Origin of the sequence: Mesorhizobium sp. ESP-6-2, from assembly GCF_020164675.1 — a bacterium.
Classification (GTDB): Bacteria; Pseudomonadota; Alphaproteobacteria; order Rhizobiales; family Rhizobiaceae; genus Mesorhizobium.
In genome coordinates this window covers 1-17564 of record NZ_JAIUGT010000001.1, presented here as the reverse complement: position 1 = coordinate 17564, position 17564 = coordinate 1, and the positions used below count along the sequence as shown (strand labels likewise).

Below are 17564 nucleotides of genomic sequence, written 5' to 3'. Positions count from 1 at the left end.
CCATGTCGGCGCGGCGCCATAACAGAGTATTTGCCATGGAACGCTCGACCATCGTCAGAGTGCATGAAGGTTTGCACGCCCGTCCCGCCACGCGCTTCGTCAAGCTTGCCAAGGGTTTCGAATCCGATATCGAGCTGGTCAAGGACGGGAAGGCGGTCAGCGCCAAGAGCTCGGTCAAGCTGATGCTGCTGGCGGTGAAGGAAAACCAGGAAGTCACCGTGCGGGCGACCGGCGCGGACGCCATCGAAGCGATCGAGGCGCTGATCGGCTATCTCGAGAATCCGAAGGCAGGTCTCGACGATGACGATCCGCAACCGGCCGCCAGTACGGGCGAGGAAACTGTGCTGGCGTCCGAACCCGTACCGGCTGTTTCAGGTGTGGCCGGTTTGCGCGGCGTCGCGGCGAGCGAAGGCGTCGCCATCGGGCCTGCCTTCGCGCATTTTCCGCCTGACATCGCTGGACAGGGCCGCATGCTGCAGGCGGAGGAGATCGCCGGCGAGATCGACAGGTTCCGCGCCGCCGTCGCCGCCGTTCAGGCGCGCATGGACAAGGCGCTGGCGCAGGACACCCTGTCCGCCGGAGATCGCGGCATCATCGCGGCGTTGCGGGACATCGCCGCCGACGACAGCCTGACCGGCGAGGCTGAGAAGGCGATCAAAAGCGGCAATGACGCTGTCTCAGCCGTCATCACCGCCGCCTCCACCATTGCCACCGATTTCAGCGCGGTCGACGATCACTACCTCAACGCGCGCGCCGACGACGTGCATGCGGTCGGACGACAGATCTGTCTGGCGCTGCTCGGCCAGGATGACGCCAGCCTCGAAGATATCCCCGAAGGCGCCATCCTGATCGCCGACGACATAGGTGCCTGGGACCTGGCGCGGGCGCCGCTGAAGCGCATCGGCGGGGTGGTGTGCGGCCATGGCGGGGCCACCTCGCACATCGCCATCATTGCACGTTCGCACGGCATTCCGGCAGTGCTGGGCCTTGGCGACCAGATCAATGCCCTGCGCAGCGCGCGGGAGGTGGCCGTGGACGGCAATGGCGGGCAGGTGATCGTCGACCCCGATGCGGCGACCCGCGCGGACTTCGCTGCCCGCGTCGAGGCGGCGGCCAAGGAGCGCGCTGGACTGGCCGTCTTCAAGACCGTGACGCCAAAACTCGCCGGTGGCAGGGTCATCGAGGTCGCCGCCAATATCGGCTCGCTGGAGGAAATCGAGGCAGCGCAGGAAGCCGGCGCCATGGGCGTAGGCCTGTTCCGCACCGAGCTTCTGTTCATGCGCCATATGCATCTGCCCTCCGAGGACATGCAGGCCGAGACCTACGCGGCGCTGGCCAAGGCATTCGCGCCCTATCCCGTCATCGTGCGCACGCTCGACATAGGCGGCGACAAGCCGATCGCCGGCATCGAATTTCCCGACGAGGAAAATCCCTTCCTCGGCTGGCGCGGCATCCGCATGTGCCTCGACCGGCCCGACATCTTCAAGCGCCAGCTACGGGCGCTGCTCAGGGCAGCCGTGCACGGCAACATCAAGGTGATGTTGCCGATGGTCTCCGACATATCGGAGGTGCGGCAGACGCGGGTCCTGGTTGCCGAATGCGCGGCGGAACTGGAGGTCCAAGGCGTACCGCATGCGGCGTTCGATCTCGGCGTGATGATCGAAACGCCGGCCGCCGTGCTGATCGCGCCGGCGCTGGCGAAAGAAGTGTCGTTCTTCTCGATCGGCACCAACGACCTGACCCAGTACATCATGGCCGCCGACCGGCTCAACCCGACCGTGGCCAAGCTCAACGATGTCGCCAACCCGGCCGTCATGTCGGCGATCGCGTTGACGGCAAAGGCCGGCGTGGCCGCAGGCATCATGGTGGGCATGTGCGGCGAGGCGGCCGGTCGGCCGGATCTCATCCCGGCCTTTCTTGAGATGGGGCTGACCGAGCTCTCGATGAGCCCGGCCTCGATCCAGCGCGCCAAGAAGACCATCACGGCCATGGCGGCCGGGCGGTAGTCTCGACCGGAACCGGCAGCTAGGGCAGATGGGCAAGCAAGGTGGCGAAGACAGGTGTCAATTCATCGACCGGGCTCGCCTTGGCACAGGCGCTGACGATGCGGTCGTGACGGATGCCGGCCGCCAGAACCGCGATCTCCAGCATGTCGGGCTCCGGCGCACCGTCGCTGGCCGTGGTGGCCAGGCCGCAGGCCAGGACGACAGGCGCCAGGCAAGCTATGTCGAGCGTCCGGTCGCCGATCGCATCCGGTTCGGCTTCGGTAAAGCGGACAGGACGGTGGTTGAGGCACTCGACCAGCAGCGCCGCACAGGCAGCGGCGACGGCCGGCAGCGCGGCGGGGGCGGGTCTGGCGGGTATCGCGGCCAGCAGACCGGCGTGGCGCTTTCGCATGGCGGCGTGGACGGCGGCGAAATCCGCCTCGTGGATCCGGGCATTGTCGATCTTCAGGGCGGCGAGCACGGTCCTGGTCAGATAGTACATGTCGCGCCGGAAGACGCGCTTGGCGCTCGACCGGCGTTCCTCGTTGCCGGCCGGGAAATAGATGCCAAGGCCTTTCACGGTCGTTCCGTCGATCTTCGTCGGGCGTTCATGCGGGACAAAAGATTCGGCGATCGACAAGGCTTCGTCGACGGCACTGGCGGCATGGCCGAGCAGGCCTTCGATGCCTTTGCCCGGGAACGGCGGCAAATGGCTGGTTGCTTCCCGCACGAGATTGGCATCGCTGTCGCTGTCGTGGCGGCTCTGGCGAATGATGTCGCGGACGTCGCGCAGCCGGTCCTTCAAATTGACGCGGACATCCCTGGAGATTTGTCGGAGCATCGCGGATCGCCTCGAAAACGTCTACCGGCCTCGGCCGCCGAAGCCGGCCGCTGACCCTACATTGTTCCTATCGATTGGTAGATCAATAGGCGATATTAAACCAGCGTGGAGAATCGGCGAGGGACTCCTACATCGCCGAGCGGGGAGACGGACAGTTGGGCAGGCGACGGCAGGGCGATAGTGAAAACGTCGGGACCGAGGCGCCCGAACAGGTCGTCAACGAGAGCCGTACGGACCGCCTCAGGATTCGCGCCGCCTGGATGTATTTCGTCGAGCAGATGACGCAGAACGAGATCGCCGACGTGCTCGGCGTCGGCCGCGTCACCATCGTTCGCATGCTGGCGGAGGCGAGGTCCCGCAACGAGGTGAAAATCACCATCGAGAGCGAATTGTCCGAGATCGTGCGGCTAGAGCGCGCGCTGGAGCGCACGTTCGGCCTGAAGCAGGCGCTGGTGGCGCCGCTGACCGCGCCCAATGCCGATCCGATCCCCGCGATCAGCGCCAAGACCGGGAGCTTCCTGTCCGACACGATGAAATCCGGCATGCGCGTCGGCGTCGGCTGGGGTCAGACGCTGTTCTCGAGCCTGCCCTTCATCAGCGCCAAATCGCTCACCGACTTCAAGGTGATTTCGCTGCTGGGCGGTGTGGGCGTCGTGCGCCGCTACAACCCGGCCGAGTTCGCCTGGCGCTTCGCCCAAATCTTCCAGGGCGACGGCTATCTGATCCCGACGCCGGCCGTCGTCGACAGCGTCGAGACCAAGATCGCGCTGGTCGAGCGTTGCGGCCTGCAGGAAGTTTTTGAGATGGCCAACGTGCTCGATGCCGTTCTGCTGAGCGTCGGCGGTATCGCTTCGGCGACCACCTTCTCTCGCGGCGGCTTTCTTAAGGAGGCGGACCGCGAGGCCCTGGTTGCGCGTGGCGCCGTCGGCGACCTTCTGTTCCATTTCTTCGACCGTAATGGCGATCTGGTCGACCATCCCGTCAACAGCCATGTGATGTCGGTGGAGGTCGATCGGCTTCGCAAGGCGCCGATCCGCATTCTCACGTCCGGCGGCGAAGAGAAGACAGCGGCGCTGCTCGGCGCCATGAACCTGATCGCGCCGACGATCCTGATCACCGACGAAGAAAGCGCAAGGCGCATGCTCGAGGCGGTCAACGGAAGCTGAAGGACCCCGTGACGTAGTCCGGCTGGGCCCCGTATTCGTCGAAAATTGCGGCAAGGTCTGGCGCGTCCGCCAATATCCCGCTTAGAACCAGTGCGGTGGCGAGGTCGACCCCCTTGCCGCCAGCGATGTCATGCTCGACGCTGTCGCCGACGCAGACCACAGTGCGGCGGTCGGGCGCACCGGCCAACGCCAGTGCTGCCTCGAAAATCGCCGGACCGGGCTTGCCGATGCGAGTGACGCTGCCGCCCAGACTCTCATAAAGGTCCGCCAGCCGGCCGGCGCCGAAGCGGGGACCGACGGTCGTCAGCATGATGGTGTCTGGATTGGTGCAGAAGCACGGCACCTGCCGTGCCGCTGCCGGCGCAAGCAGCCGGCGATAGTGGTCGAGGTCGTAGCGGTCGCCCTCGCTGGCCGCGATCAGTACCAGGTCGGCGGTATCGCCGGCTCCGGTCAACACAAAAGGCAGGCCCTCGATCGCTGTGCGGTCATTATCGCGGCTGATCAACAGGCAGTTCGTGCCGGGCCGCAACGCTCCGGTCGCCGCCATTTCATGGAAGGATCGCCACGCCACCTCGCCGGAGGAAACGAAATGATCCCAGCTTCCGGCCTCGAAGCCGAGCCTCAGCAAACGGTCTTCGTTGGGCTTGGCGCGCCTGCCGGAGTTGGAGACCAGCACCACGGTCTTTCCGGCGCGCTTCAGTGCCGACAACGCTGCCACCGCGCCTGGATAAGGTGCGGAGCCGTCATGCAGCACGCCGAACTGGTCAAGCAGGAAAACCTGGTAGCGCTCCACCAGCGGCCCGATGCCGTCGAGGCGTTCGATCATTGCGGTACTCATAGCGGCCCGGCCTCTTTCAGGCATAGCAACCCTGCCTTGTCTGCCCCCTTCAGCGCCAGCCTGGCGGTGCCGGCGGCTGCCTCGTCGGAAAGGGCGGGCACGAACTCGACGCCGAGCTTGCGCTGTCGGATCGCGCTCCACGCGGGATTTGCCGCGCCGCCGCCGACGCTGCGCACCGAAGTCAGCGCCGGCGCGCCGAGCTCGCCAAGCCGGCGATAGCCGAGCGCCTCGATCGCGGCCATGCCTTCGAACATTGCCTTGAGATAGTCGGCATCATCCGCCGGGCGCGGGACGAGGCGCGGGGGGAGCGCCGGATCGGCGATCGGGAACCGTTCGCCCGATGTGGCGAGCGGATAATAGTCGAGGCCGGTATCGGTCGCCGGGTCGATCATGGCACTGAGCTCGATGATGCGCGCGAGCGGAAAATGCTGCGCCAGCACCTTGCCGCCGGAATTCGAGGCCCCGCCGGCCAGCCAGGCATTGCCCAGCCGATGGCTGTAGATGCCGTATCGCGGCGCCGAAATCGGCCGGGCGGACAGGATCTTGATGGTAAGCGAGGATCCAAGCGCCGTCACCCCGTCGCCGACCCCCGCGGCACCCGTCGCCAGGAAAGAGGCGCAGCCATCGGTCGTGCCGGCAATGACGATCACGTCGCGGGCCAAGCCGAATAGATCCGCCATGGCCGCGGTGAGCGTGCCGGTGACGTCGCCCGGCTCGACGACGTCAGGCAGCAAATCCATGCGCATTCCGGTCGCCGCGATCCACTCCGGCCAACGGCGGGCCTCGACATCGTAGCCGGTTTTCAAGGCGTTGTTCTCGTCGCTGATGTCGAAGCGGCCCGAGAACTGTCCGGCGATCCAGTCCGCCTGATGCAGCACCGCCGCCACGCCCTGCAGATGCTGGAAGTGAAGCGCCTTGGCGAGGCCTGATGTCGCGCCGTGCGCGGCGCTGCCCGCCGGCGCCTCGCGTGCGATCACGGCCAGTATATCGTCGTCGGCGACCTTGTCGTTGTACATCAGCGGTTCGGCGAGCGGTCGTCCGGCACCGTCGACCGGCAGCAACGTGCCCGAGGTGCCATCCACGGCGATGGCGCGGACCGTGGTCCGGTCGATGCCCGCAATCAACTCCGCCAGCGCTGCGCGGACCGCTTGCCACCAGGCCGCCGGGCTGCGTGGATCCTGACCAAATGCGTCGAGGCGGACGGCGGCTTGGCCGGCAATGGAAAAGTCCGGGCGCATGGCTACGGCGCGGGCGCCCGAGGTGCCGATATCGACGCCAATGACTAGGCGATCCGAGAGAGGCGAGCCGGCGACGGGCGACATGTCAGCCACCGGAGGCGTTCAGTTTCTGGCGGTACTGCTCGGCGTCCCAGTTGACGAGTTCGTCGTTCTCCGCCTCGGTAAGGTAATTCAACGTCGCCGTAACGTCGACCCGCGCCGTGACGTCGGCAAGGCAACGCTGCATAGCGTCGGCGCCGGCGCTGGCATTGGCGCGCATCAGGACGCCGAGGCCGGGGAACAGGATCGACACGGGCTGGGCGCCGCGGCGCCTGACGACAGCGGCGACGTCCTCGCCGGGCGCAGCCACCACCGAGCCCTTGCCGAGGAAGATGACGTGGTCGGGATAGAGGCTGCCGCCCGATGCCATGCGACGGCTGTCGGGATCGATGGCGACCGCGTGCGCCTCGACATCGACGGGCAAGCGGTAGCCGGAGTTTGCGGCAAGCGCGGTCAGTGCCGCTATGTCAGGCGCGGCCGCCTCGCGGGGCGCCCTTGCCAGAAGCCCGGTGACACGGCGCAACAGCACCTCGGCCCCGGTAACGGTCTCGGCCGCGACGACAAGGCCGTGATTGCCCAGGATCAGGACATCGACGCCCGGCCGCAGCCGTTCGGAGATGCCCTGGGCCAGCGGCAGGCCCGGCCGCCGGTAGGGAACATAGGCCCATTCGATGCCTGCGAGCCGGCGCGCGGCCAGGACCTCGCAATCGGCCTGCACCGCAAGCGAAATGGTGTCGACGCAGTGGACATGCAGGACCACGCGCTGCGGCATCAAGGCATGCACCGTGGTCTCGATCGAGGGACGCAGCCCGCGCGGGTTGAGCGCGCCGATGGCGAAGGCCTGAGGCTGGTCGGCGGCGGGATCGCGTCGTTCAACCGCCTCGAGCAATGGCGCCATTGTCACCGGCACCATGATGTCATCGGCGAGCGCGTCTTTCAGCCAGGTCCCGGAGGCCTTGATCCACAGCGTGTCTCCGGCTTTCAGCGAGGTGTTGCCGCCGGCGGCCTGGGTCAGACGCGGATCCTGTCCAATGGCGGCCGAAAGCGCCCGCAGCGCCGCCAATTCCTGCGCATCCGCCTGGGTCGCCATCACGCCTCTCCTCCAACAATCCGCCAACCGTCGAATGCGGTGGTCGGGCATTCGACGGGGTTGATATCGCAGATAAGAGTGAGTTCCGTCAACCGTGATCGAATACCGTCAGTTGCGGCTTGCAATCGAGCTAATGTTGAGTAAGTTACACCAACTGCCGTCGCAGAACGGCGTTTTTGGAGGAAACAGTTGAGCGACTCCGGCCGCCAGCGTCAGATCGTCGAACTTTTGCGCGATCGCCCCTTCGCCTCGGTGCGGGAGCTGCAGGAGCGGCTCGGCGTTTCGGCCGCGACGGTGCGGCGCGACATCGACCGGATCGACGAGGCCGGCGAGGCGCGCAAGGTCTATGGCGGTGTTTCGGCGCTCGATGGCACGTCGCATGCCGGCGTCGCCTATGCCCGGCCCTATGACGAGAATCGCGACCTCGCGGTCGAGGCCAAGCGGCAGATCGCCAGCGTCGCCGCAACCATGGTGCGAGACGGCGACGCGGTCATCGTGCATGGCGGCTCGACCTGCTTCCATCTCGGGGTCAAGCTCGCCGAGCGCAACATACGGCTCTACACCAACTCGATGCCGCTGGCGGCCTATCTGAGCGATCATGGCCATTGCAGCCTGACCGTTGCTGGCGGCGACCTGCACCGCGAGCCGGGGATCATTCACTCGCTCACCCATCCGGCACCTTTCTACGCTTCGAAGTTCTTTCTCGGCGCGCAAGGCATCGGCCAGGAAGGCTTGCTGGAATCGCACCCGCTGCTGGTGCGCTCGATCGTCGACCTTAGCCAGTGCGCCGACCAGATCGTCGTGCTGGCCGACAGCCGAAAGCTGTCGATCCAGGCCCGCAACGTCGCGCTGCCCCTGTCGCGTATCGGCACGCTGGTCACCGACGACGGTCTTTCCGATGCCGACGCGCGCATGCTGGAGGATGCCGGCGTCATGGTGCGGATCGCTTCCCCCATGGGAGCCATCGCATGAAGGTCGCGGTGCTCGACTTCGGCAAGACGAATTCGAAGCTGTTCGTCTTCGGCCAGGACGGACGTATTCTCGACGAGCGCCGGACCCAGCCGAAATGGACGCGCCAAGGCGGCTTCAGCGTGCTCGATGAGGCCGACCTTCACGATTGGGCGCTCGGCGCCGTCACCGCTGCGATCGAAAACCATGGCGTGGAAGGGGTGATGGTTTCGGGCCATGGCTGCACCTTCGCCCTGGTGGACCACGCGGCGCTGACGCATCCGATCCTCGACTATGAGCAGGAGCCGCCGGCCGAAATCGCCGCGCGGATCGATCGCCGCATTCCGGACTATGCCGAGACGTTCTCGCCGCGGCTGCCGCTGGGCTTCAATTATGGCCGCCACATGCTGTGGCTGCAGGAGGCCGCACCCGACGCTTTCGCGGCGGCGAAATGGATCCTCGGCTATCCGCAATATTGGAGCTGGCGCCTTGGCGGCAGGCCGGTTTGCGAAGTGTCCTATCTCGGCTGCCATTCGCATCTGTGGGCGCCGCGTCGTCACGATTTTTCCTCACTGGTCGACGCCGAGGGGTGGCGCCACCAGATGCCGGCCTTCGCGCGTGCCGGCACTGTCATCGGCGAACAGGACTTCGGCAGCGCGGCACGGCCGCTCGCCATCCACAACGGCGTCCACGACTCGAATGCCGCGCTCCACGCCTATCGACGGCAGGGGCTGGGCTCGGTGACTGTGGTTTCGACCGGCACCTGGGTCGTCGTGCTCAATCCCGACTGTCCGCTCGAGACGCTCGACCGCGATCGCGACATGCTGGTCAATGTCGATGTCGACGGCGGCCCGGTGCCGACCATCCGCTTCATGGGCGGGCGCGAATTCGCCGCAATCAGCGCCGGCTGGCAAGGCCCGGTCGAAGGCGCGGCGGTGCAGCGGGCGATCAATGCCGGCATGATGGGGCTGCCGAGCTTCGCGCCGGGCGGGCCGATGCCCGGCCGTTCGGGCCGGCTGGTCGGACGCACGCCAGATGCCGGCGAGCGTGCGGCCGTAGCCCTGCTCTATGTCGCGCTGATGCTCGACCTCTGCCTCGACCTCATCCATTCCAGCAACACCGTGATCGTCGACGGCGGGCTCAACACTGGTGGCCTGCTCGCCGGCCTCCTGGCGCAGCTGCGGCCGGAGCAGGCCTTCATGCAGGGCGCTTCGCTGGAAGGCAGCGCCACGGGCGCGGCGGCTCTGGCATTCGAAAGCGTGGGGCGTGAATTCGCCGCAGAGCCGCCGGAGCCGGTGAAGGCAGCGCGCTTCACCAGCCTCGCCGGCTACCGCGACGGCTGGCGCGATCTGGTCGCCGGGACCGCCGGCAAGGTCGCAGCCCGATGAGCGCGGTGGCCAAGACTGAGACAGCCGGCACGGGGGCAGAACGCCACCCGGTGCTGGAAATGCGCCATATTTCGAAGACGTTCGGCGCGATCCGCGCCCTGCAGGATGTTTCGCTTACCGTCCAGGCCGGCGAGTTGCACGCGTTGATGGGCGAGAACGGCGCCGGCAAGTCGACGCTGATGAAGGTGCTTTCGGGCGCCTATCGCCCCGATCCGGGCGGCGAGATCCTGATCGATGGCATGCCAGCGGCGACCGGCGATCCGATCAAGGCGCGCGCCAGCGGCGTCGCGGTGATCTACCAGGAACTGTCGCTGGCGCCCAATCTGACCGTGGCGCAGAACATTTTCCTCGGCAATGAACCGCGCCGTTTCGGCATCGTCGACCGCGACCAGTGCAACCGGCGCGCAACCGAGATCATCGGCCGGCTCGGCGTTTCCTTTTCGGCGCGTGCCCTGATTTCCGGCCTGTCGCTCGGCGAGCGCCAGCTGGTCGAGATCGCCCGGGCGCTGTCTACCAATGCGCGCATCATCGTCATGGACGAGCCGACCACGTCCCTGACCTCGCGCGAGACCGAGCGGCTGTTCGAGGTGATCGCGACGCTGAAGGCGCAAGGCATCGCCATCATCTACATCAGCCATCGCATGGAAGAGGTCTACCAGCTTGCCGACCGCGTCAGCGTGCTGCGCGACAGCGGCTATGTCGGCACGCTGGAGCGCGCCCACCTCAGCGCCTCGCGCCTCGTTTCGATGATGGTCGGCCGCGATCTCTCGGCGTTCTACAAGAAGGATCACCGCCCGCCGGGCGAAAAACGCGCCGTGGCGCTGTCGGTGCGCGGCATGTCCGACGGCAGGCTGCTGAAGGACTGCTCCTTCGACCTCTATCACGGCGAGGTGCTGGCGCTGGCGGGCCTGGTCGGCTCGGGTCGCACCGAACTTGCCAGGCTCATCTTCGGCGCCGACCGGCGTAGCGCCGGCACGTTGGAGCTCGACGGCAAGCCGATCGCCATCGGCTCGCCGCGCGAGGCGCTCGATGCCGGCATCGCCTATCTCACCGAGGACCGCAAGGAACTCGGCCTGTTCCTCGACATGTCTATTTCCGACAACATCAACATGGGCGTGCTGGCCAGGGATGCGCGCGCCGGGGGCTTCCGCGACTTCGCCGCCGCCGACAGGCGCGCTGCGAAAGCCGTCGCCGATCTTTCGATACGCACCCGCTCGGCGCAGGCCAATGCCGGTTCGCTGTCGGGCGGCAATCAGCAGAAGGTGCTGCTCGCTCGCCTGCTGGAGACCGAGCCGAAGGTCGTCATCCTCGACGAGCCGACGCGCGGCGTCGATGTCGGCGCCAAATCGGAAATCTACCGGCTGATCGACGATCTCGCCAACCGGGGCATCGCCATACTGATGATCTCCAGCGAACTGCCTGAGGTGATCGGCGTCGCCGATCGGGTGTTGGTGATGCGCGACGGCGCCATATCAGGCGAGGTGACGGCATCCCGGGGCGAGCCGCTTCGCCAGGAAGCGATCATGGAACTTGCGACGGGAGCGGCCCAAGAAGGACCGAAGGAATGACCGACAGAACGACCGCGACGACGACGGTGGACCAGGCGGCAGTCAGGAGCCGGCGGCTGCGCACGGCTTTGGCCGCGCTCGGCATGCTGCCGGTGCTGGTGTTGCTGGCGGCCGGCTTCCAGTTCATCAATCCGCGTTTTCTCACCGGCACCAACCTGTTGATCGTCACGCAGCAATCGTCGATCAACATCGTGCTCGCGGCCGGCATGACCTTCGTCATCCTCACCGGCGGCATCGACCTGTCGGTCGGCTCGATCCTTGCCGCTTCCGCAATGGTGGCGGTGCTGGTGTCGCTGGTGCCGGACTGGGGCCTGCTCGGCGTGCCGGCGGCCATTCTGGTTGGTCTCGGCTTCGGGGTCATCAACGGGCTGCTCATCGCCTATATCAGGCTGCCGCCCTTCATCGTCACGCTGGGATCGCTAACCGCCGTGCGCGGCGTCGCCCGCCTGCTCGGCGAAGACACGACCGTGTTCAACTCCGACCTGCCGTTTGACTTCATCGGCAATGGATCGCTGTTCGGCGTTCCGTGGCTGGTCATCATCGCGCTGACGGTGGTGGTGGTGTCGTGGCTGGTGCTGAAGCGCACCGTGCTCGGCACCTGGATCTATGCCGTGGGCGGCAATGCCGAGGCGGCGCGGCTGACCGGCATCAAGGTGCCGCTGGTGCTGCTCTTCGTCTATGGCGTGTCCGGCCTGCTGGCAGGCCTCGGCGGCGCCATGTCGGCGGCCAGGCTCTATGCGGCCAACGGCCTTCAGCTCGGCCAGTCCTACGAACTCGACGCCATAGCCGCGGTCATCCTGGGCGGCACCAGCTTCGTCGGCGGCGTCGGCTCGATCTGGGGCACGCTGATCGGCGGGCTGATCATCGCCGTGCTGTCCAACGGGCTCATCCTGGCCGGCGTCTCGGACATCTGGCAGTACATCATCAAGGGATTGGTCATCATCGTGGCGGTCGCCCTCGACCGCTACAGGCTCCAGGCAGGGGCAAGAACGTGAGTGACCTTGTCGCCGGCATCAAAGACCGGCTTGTGTAACGCACCGTGAGAGGCGCGGGGCATCAGGAGGAAGTAAGCGTAATGAAGACCATCGCCAAACTGCTCTGCGGCGCCGCGTTCGCGGCCGTCGCCATTGCGCCGGCATCGGCCAAGGACCTGAACAAGGTCGGCATCTCGGTCGGCCTGCTCGGCAACCCCTTCTTCGTCGCCACCATCAAGGGCATCGAGGACGCGGCCAAGAAGATCAACCCGAACGTCGAGGTGACGTCGGTGTCGGCCGACTATGACTTGAACAAGCAGGTCTCGCAGGTCGATTCCTTCATCGCCGCCGGCGTCGACGTCATCATGCTCAACGCCGTCGACGCCAAGGCGATCGCGCCCGCGGTGAAGAAGGCGCAGGCGGCGGGCATCGTGGTCGCCGCCTTCGACGTCTCCGCGCCAGGCGCCGACGTCACCGTGATGACCAACAATGTCAAGGCTGGCGAGGAGGCCTGCCAATATCTGGTCGACCAAACCGGCGGCAAGGGCAACTACGTCATTCTCAACGGTCCGGCGTCTTCGTCGATCCTGGAGCGGGTGAAGGGTTGCAAGAACGTGCTTGCCCAGCATCCCGACATCAAGATCCTGTCCGACGACCAGAACGCCGAAGGCTCGCGCGACGGCGGCCTGAAAGTGTTCCAGTCGCTGCTGACCCGTTTCGACAAGATCGATGCGGTGTTCGCCATCAACGATCCGACGGCGATCGGCGCCGAGCTCGCCGCCAAGCAGCTCAACCGCTCGGAGTTCATCTTCACCGCCGTCGACGGCGCGCCGGACATCGAGAAGGAGCTGGCATCCGGCAAGTCCATGATCAAGGCTTCTGCCTCGCAGGATCCCTATGTAATGGCCGGCCAATCGCTGACGATGGCCGCCGACGTGCTTGCCGGCAAGAAGCCGGCGGAGCCGGTGGTGCTGCTCGATCCGAAGCTGATCACCGCCGAGAATCTCAAGGACTACAAGGGCTGGACCGCGGCCCGCTGATCAGTCCGACACGGGCGCGGCCGGTTGACCCGGCCGCCCCCCCTCCATATCTCGCCGCAAACCGGAGACGATCATGTCGCGCATCGGAATCCATTCTTTCGTCTGGTCGGCGAGTTCGACGCAGGCCGAGCTCGAACGCACGCTGGCCAACACCAAGGAGGCCGGCTTCGACCTGATCGAATTCTCCTATCTCGACCCCGCCAATGTCGATATTGGCGGGCTCGCCAAGCGCATCGCCGATCTCGGCCTCGGCGTGGCGATCAGCATCGGCCTGCCGGCCGACGGCGACATTTCGAGCGCCGACAAGGCAGTCGCCGCGCGCGGCGTCGGGATCCTCAACGACACTGTTGCGCTGACGCGCGACCTCGGCGGACAGAAGGTCGCCGGTATCCTCTCGACCAGCCACGGATTGCAGACCGAGGCGCCGACGCAAGAACAGTGGAACCGCAGCGCCGGGACGCTGGCCAAGGTTGCCGAAACCGCGAAGGCGGCAGGCGTCACGCTCAACCTCGAGATCGTCAACCGCTTCGAGAGCAATCTGCTCAACACCGCCGCGCAAGGGCTGGCCTTCATCGAGGACACCGGCTCCGACAACATCTTTCTCCATCTCGACACCTTCCACATGAACATCGAGGAGGCCGATGTCGGGCTGGCCATCCGCCATGCCGCCGGCAAGATCGGCTATGTCCATATCGGCGAGAGCCATCGCGGCTTCCTCGGCACCGGTACTATCGACTTCGCCGCGATATTCGATGCGCTGACGGCGATCGGCTATGCCGACGATCTCAGCTTCGAATCCTTCTCGTCGGAGATTGTCGACGAGAACCTGTCGAAGAAGACCGCCATCTGGCGCAACCTGTGGACGGACAACATGGCGTTGGCCAAGCACGCGCGCGCCTTCATCGGGCTGGGAATGGAAACGGCAAGGCGCAAGGCGGAACTCGTCGCGGCGCGCCACAAGCCCTGAGGACTTCAGCTGACGAGCAGCGGGGTTGCCAAATCGCCAACCCCAGGCGTGGACGCGCCTGGTTCCTGGTGCAAGGCCGCGAACTCAGCTTCATTGACTGTGAAGGCAGTTAATGCTACAAAGTACCTATGGTGCTGAGTCGCGCCAGTGACCCGCCGAGCAGGCGGGTTTTTTCGTTCAGAGCTCCGTCAAACAGTGCGAAGGCGCCGGTGAACCCGGATTGGTCGCCCTGGTCCCCCTGGCGGCATTGCCCACGCCACGCGTAACAGCTATCCGACGGTGCGACAGCGAAGCAAAACGGAGCCCCGGCATGACGAACAAGACGATCCTGAAATTCGGCACCGTCGAACACGCGGAGGCCGGCGACCTGCCTGGCTGGATCGCGGTCGAGGGCCGGCCGACGATGCAAACCGCGGTCCAGCACACGACCGCGGACGGCAAGGTGATCTCAGGAACCTGGCGGGCGTCGCCCGGTACGTATCACGCCACCTACACCGACTATGAGTTCGTGCACATGATCGCGGGCCGCATCCTCATCACGCCCGACGGCGGCACGCCGGTCGAAGTCGGCCCCGGCGACGCCTTCGTGGTGGAAGCCGATTTCAAGGGAACCTGGAAGATCATCGAGCCGGTGACGAAACATTTTGTGGTCAGGGTGGGCTGAGGCAGGCTGCGGACAGACAAGCCAGCCGCTCGCTGGCCTTTGATACTTTTCGTCAATCCGGCCATCCTCGCATGTTCATTCAACTGGCGGGGCCGTGGCTGGCGCCCCGTTGGGGCGAATGGGACCAGAATGCCGGCAGGGCGAACGGTGTCCGCCTTGCTCATCGTGCCATCGCGTGAGACCCCGCGGCGAGCAATCTCGCCATCGGAGCACGCAATCGGGCTACAGGACCTGCGGCCATCTCATTGTTTACTGAGAAAGGCCTTGCAACTCGGCGTGAGTTCGCTGAGGTGCTGTTTAAGGCAGCCTTGCGCCTTCACTTCGTTGTCCATGTGGCACACCCGCTTGGCGTCCGCTCTACAGGGTGTCTTGTAGGCATCTTTCGCTAAAGCGGCGTCGGTGAGAAAAAGCGATATACAAGCCAAAAGCGCCAGTTGAAGTGACTTTCGATTCCGCATCGTTGTGTTCCCATCGTGAGTGCAGAAGCGCGGTCTTTATATGCGTTAATGCTAAAGAATGGGAATCCACCATAAGGAGGAGGGTGCGAGCACCCGCGCAAAATCGGATGAGCAATGTAGCGCAAAACACGCTTACATAAGCGCAGTGCTGACCAACTGTCTCGCGCACGGCTCAATCAAAAGCGCTAATATAATCCCCGGTTTGTCGAGCTTGTTTCCAATTTTGTGTTGGAGTAACCCAATATCGCTTGGGAGCACAAAATGGAGAGGGTCGTCAGGATGCATGAGGGATAGGTTTTCCTGACATTTTTCTGAAATACAGAATTGTTCCTTGGCAACACCGGAGGGAGAGACTCTCCGTATAGAATAAATAACAAAGCCGCGATTACGGGCGTTTTATTCTTTAGGAATATTCGAGCTGTGATCGAGCAGTTTTAATCTAACTTATAAATGAGGGGCGAGATGTCTACCGTGTTTAGACGCGTGTACATCAAACCAGCTTGGTGTTTTCTTCTCGTGGTCACGTCAGTTGCGTTCCTCATTTGCCTGGGGGGTGGGGAGCTCACTGCGGGTGAGTTCAAGAAAACCAGCTGTTGGTTCGAAATTCCCCGAGATCGGGCAATGACGTGTGGGACCGTGAATGTACCAGAAAATCGAAAGAAGACGGGTGGTACCGAGGTCGTCCTGTCCGTGGTCGTATTCGAACCAGATCGCGAACGGCACGAACCGGTCGTGTTTCTCACAGGAGGACCGGGGCAGCCTACCGACATTGCCAATAGCGACGACATCGATGGATGGTGGGAATTCATCAGCGCCCAGAGCTGGATGATCGGACGCCGCGTAATCGTTGCTGATCAGCGGGGTATCGGAAAGTCCGCTCCCGCCTTGGACTGCTCTCAATATTTCAAGCCCGACCATTGGAACGCCATTCTCTCGAGCGTTGAGGTCGAAACCACCTTTGGCAAGCTCAAAAAAGATGAAGTTCTTGCGTGCAGGACGGCGTTGATCGCAAAAGGCATCGATCTTGATGCCTACAACACCGAGGAGAATGCGGAGGATATCGATGACCTTCGAAAAGCTCTAGGGATAGAAAAGTGGGTTCTCTATGGCGTATCGTATGGCACAAGGCTTGCTCTGGAAGTGATGAACCAGCACCCCGAAGGGATCTCGGCGAGTATATTGGATTCAGTTGTTCCGCTGGACATCAATTATCTGAACGAAGATGGGCCTAACCTGGACCGTTCGCTAAAACTGCTAGAGCGAGACTGTGAGGCAGCGAACAGATGCATGAAGGGGGTATCCAATGCTGTTCAGCTTATCACAAGACAGCTGGATCGGCAGCCTTTGCTCTTGCGCAGCACGGATAAAGAGGCGCGCTACACATATGTCTCGGGGGCAGATTTCCTCGAACTTATATTCGGCATTTTATACGATCGCGATGCGATCCTGACCCTACCGGAGCTGATCGAGAGGACATACAAACAGGATTTCAGGCCCCTGGCGGAGATATTTTTCGATGCTGACGACCTGGAGATCTCCCAAGGTATGGACTTCTCTGTAAGTTGTTCCGACAGCGATCTCCCCGATCTGAAGGGCAAACAGGACAAATACTGGTCGAAATGGGTTGAGCTGAACGACTACTCCTGGGCATGCCCTCTTTGGATGCTTGAGAACGGGTCAGCATCGCGGATGCAGCCGCGCCGCACGGACATACCCACTCTTCTGTTGTCAGGAGAATATGATCCGGCAACGCCGACAGCGTGGGCGGACCACGCGGCGGAAACCCTTCCTTTCGGCCAGGTGGTGGTCTTTCGGGGGATCGGACACGATGTCATAGATTCCGATCCGTGCGGGTCGAAAGTAGTTGCTGATTTCCTCGCAAACCCCAAGCTCAAGTTGAAGACTGAATGTATCGGCGAGATGGGGGCCCCGCAGTTCCCAAGCCCGCCAAAGGAACTGTGGTCGGGGGCGGAGACACTACGCTCACTATCGGCAGCTCGCTCCAAGCAGTCTAGGTTGAGACTCCGATTTTGGCATTGAAGTTCTTCTCGAGACAAATTGTGAGCGTCCGGAATTAGCTACCGGCGAACTCCGTATAAAGCTGAATCCGCGAATAAATTAAATACCAGGTTAGCAACATTTAAGAACCCATCTCGTCTTGGGGATGCAAGTCGCGCGCCTGTCACATTCTGTAAAATGCCGAAAATGTCACAGAAATTCTAGGAGGATCGAACAGTGTTTACGTCTCGTCGTGTATTGCTTTCGGCCTTGGGTGCAAGCATCGCATACGCCGCCTTTGGTGGCATCGCGCGTGCGAAGGGCGGTGGTGGTGGAGGAGGCGGCGTATGCGATGCTTGCAC

General features: G+C 64.1%; 14 protein-coding genes. 10 read left to right on the top strand and 4 right to left on the bottom strand.

Annotated features, from left to right (window positions below):
- The first annotated feature begins 35 nt into the window (after positions 1–35).
- A complete protein-coding gene (gene ptsP, locus LB532_RS00070) occupies positions 36–2006 on the top strand; it encodes a phosphoenolpyruvate--protein phosphotransferase (RefSeq protein ID WP_140643524.1) in 1971 nt (656 codons plus the stop codon).
- A 19-nt stretch (positions 2007–2025) separates the two neighbouring features.
- Here the strand turns inward: ptsP and LB532_RS00065 are convergent, their stop codons facing one another.
- The gene (locus LB532_RS00065; RefSeq protein WP_140643522.1) at positions 2026–2826 is read right to left on the bottom strand and encodes a hypothetical protein; all 801 of its coding nucleotides are present in this window, start codon (positions 2824–2826) and stop codon (positions 2026–2028) included.
- A gap of 155 nt (positions 2827–2981) precedes the next feature.
- Between LB532_RS00065 and LB532_RS00060 the strand changes: the two genes are divergently transcribed.
- Positions 2982–3992: a sugar-binding transcriptional regulator gene (locus tag LB532_RS00060; protein WP_140643520.1), complete on the top strand. Its 1011-nt coding sequence runs from the start codon at positions 2982–2984 to the stop codon at positions 3990–3992.
- Here LB532_RS00060 and LB532_RS00055 read toward each other — a convergent pair.
- Genes LB532_RS00055 through LB532_RS00045 form a run of 3 tightly spaced genes read right to left on the bottom strand, consistent with a single transcriptional unit; the run spans position 3979 to position 7197 of the window.
- The gene (locus LB532_RS00055) at positions 3979–4830 is read right to left on the bottom strand and encodes a TIGR01459 family HAD-type hydrolase (protein WP_140643519.1); all 852 of its coding nucleotides are present in this window, start codon (positions 4828–4830) and stop codon (positions 3979–3981) included. The two genes, LB532_RS00060 and LB532_RS00055, sit on opposite strands and share 14 nt — an antisense overlap.
- Complete coding sequence (locus LB532_RS00050) at positions 4827–6152, bottom strand: FGGY-family carbohydrate kinase (RefSeq protein ID WP_140643517.1); 1326 nt, start codon at positions 6150–6152, stop codon at positions 4827–4829. The genes LB532_RS00055 and LB532_RS00050 overlap by 4 nt, the downstream gene beginning before the upstream one ends.
- A gap of 1 nt (position 6153) precedes the next feature.
- A complete protein-coding gene (locus LB532_RS00045; RefSeq protein ID WP_140643515.1) occupies positions 6154–7197 on the bottom strand; it encodes a class II aldolase/adducin family protein in 1044 nt (347 codons plus the stop codon).
- Positions 7198–7386: 189 nt separating this feature from the next.
- Between LB532_RS00045 and LB532_RS00040 the strand changes: the two genes are divergently transcribed.
- From LB532_RS00040 to LB532_RS00005, 8 genes are all read left to right on the top strand, one after another.
- Entirely contained in the window at positions 7387–8169 is a 783-nt protein-coding gene (locus tag LB532_RS00040) for a DeoR/GlpR family DNA-binding transcription regulator (RefSeq protein WP_140643513.1), read from the top strand.
- On the top strand, positions 8166–9533 hold the full coding sequence (locus LB532_RS00035; RefSeq protein ID WP_140643511.1) for a carbohydrate kinase: 1368 nt from the start codon (positions 8166–8168) through the stop codon (positions 9531–9533). The genes LB532_RS00040 and LB532_RS00035 overlap by 4 nt, the downstream gene beginning before the upstream one ends.
- The gene (locus LB532_RS00030; RefSeq protein WP_140643509.1) at positions 9530–11101 is read left to right on the top strand and encodes a sugar ABC transporter ATP-binding protein; all 1572 of its coding nucleotides are present in this window, start codon (positions 9530–9532) and stop codon (positions 11099–11101) included. Before LB532_RS00035 ends, LB532_RS00030 begins: the two co-directional genes overlap by 4 nt.
- Positions 11098–12096 carry an ABC transporter permease subunit gene (locus tag LB532_RS00025; protein WP_140554329.1) on the top strand — a complete coding sequence of 333 codons (999 nt, stop codon included), beginning with the start codon at positions 11098–11100 and terminating at the stop codon, positions 12094–12096. The genes LB532_RS00030 and LB532_RS00025 overlap by 4 nt, the downstream gene beginning before the upstream one ends.
- An 80-nt stretch (positions 12097–12176) precedes the next feature.
- Positions 12177–13115: an ABC transporter substrate-binding protein gene (locus LB532_RS00020; protein ID WP_140517934.1), complete on the top strand. Its 939-nt coding sequence runs from the start codon at positions 12177–12179 to the stop codon at positions 13113–13115.
- Positions 13116–13188: 73 nt separating this feature from the next.
- Positions 13189–14082 (top strand): sugar phosphate isomerase/epimerase family protein, encoded by an 894-nt coding sequence (locus tag LB532_RS00015; RefSeq protein WP_140643507.1) that lies wholly within the window; start codon positions 13189–13191, stop codon positions 14080–14082.
- Between the two features lie 310 nt (positions 14083–14392).
- The gene (locus tag LB532_RS00010) at positions 14393–14746 is read left to right on the top strand and encodes a cupin domain-containing protein (RefSeq protein ID WP_140643505.1); all 354 of its coding nucleotides are present in this window, start codon (positions 14393–14395) and stop codon (positions 14744–14746) included.
- Between the two features lie 920 nt (positions 14747–15666).
- Positions 15667–17244, top strand: a complete 1578-nt coding sequence (locus LB532_RS00005; RefSeq protein WP_181169553.1) for an alpha/beta hydrolase — start codon at positions 15667–15669, stop codon at positions 17242–17244.
- Positions 17245–17564 lie beyond the last annotated feature (320 nt).

Excerpts from the sequence above, each read along its gene's own strand:
- ptsP (WP_140643524.1), top strand. The coding sequence starts at position 36 with ATGGAACGCTCGACCATCGTCAGAGTGCATGAAGGTTTGCACGCCCGT.
- LB532_RS00065 (WP_140643522.1), bottom strand. The coding sequence starts at position 2,826 with ATGCTCCGACAAATCTCCAGGGATGTCCGCGTCAATTTGAAGGACCGG.
- LB532_RS00055 (WP_140643519.1), bottom strand. The coding sequence starts at position 4,830 with ATGAGTACCGCAATGATCGAACGCCTCGACGGCATCGGGCCGCTGGTG.
- LB532_RS00050 (WP_140643517.1), bottom strand. The coding sequence starts at position 6,152 with ATGTCGCCCGTCGCCGGCTCGCCTCTCTCGGATCGCCTAGTCATTGGC.
- LB532_RS00045 (WP_140643515.1), bottom strand. The coding sequence starts at position 7,197 with ATGGCGACCCAGGCGGATGCGCAGGAATTGGCGGCGCTGCGGGCGCTT.
- LB532_RS00035 (WP_140643511.1), top strand. The coding sequence starts at position 8,166 with ATGAAGGTCGCGGTGCTCGACTTCGGCAAGACGAATTCGAAGCTGTTC.
- LB532_RS00030 (WP_140643509.1), top strand. The coding sequence starts at position 9,530 with ATGAGCGCGGTGGCCAAGACTGAGACAGCCGGCACGGGGGCAGAACGC.
- LB532_RS00025 (WP_140554329.1), top strand. The coding sequence starts at position 11,098 with ATGACCGACAGAACGACCGCGACGACGACGGTGGACCAGGCGGCAGTC.
- LB532_RS00020 (WP_140517934.1), top strand. The coding sequence starts at position 12,177 with ATGAAGACCATCGCCAAACTGCTCTGCGGCGCCGCGTTCGCGGCCGTC.
- LB532_RS00015 (WP_140643507.1), top strand. The coding sequence starts at position 13,189 with ATGTCGCGCATCGGAATCCATTCTTTCGTCTGGTCGGCGAGTTCGACG.
- LB532_RS00010 (WP_140643505.1), top strand. The coding sequence starts at position 14,393 with ATGACGAACAAGACGATCCTGAAATTCGGCACCGTCGAACACGCGGAG.
- LB532_RS00005 (WP_181169553.1), top strand. The coding sequence starts at position 15,667 with ATGTCTACCGTGTTTAGACGCGTGTACATCAAACCAGCTTGGTGTTTT.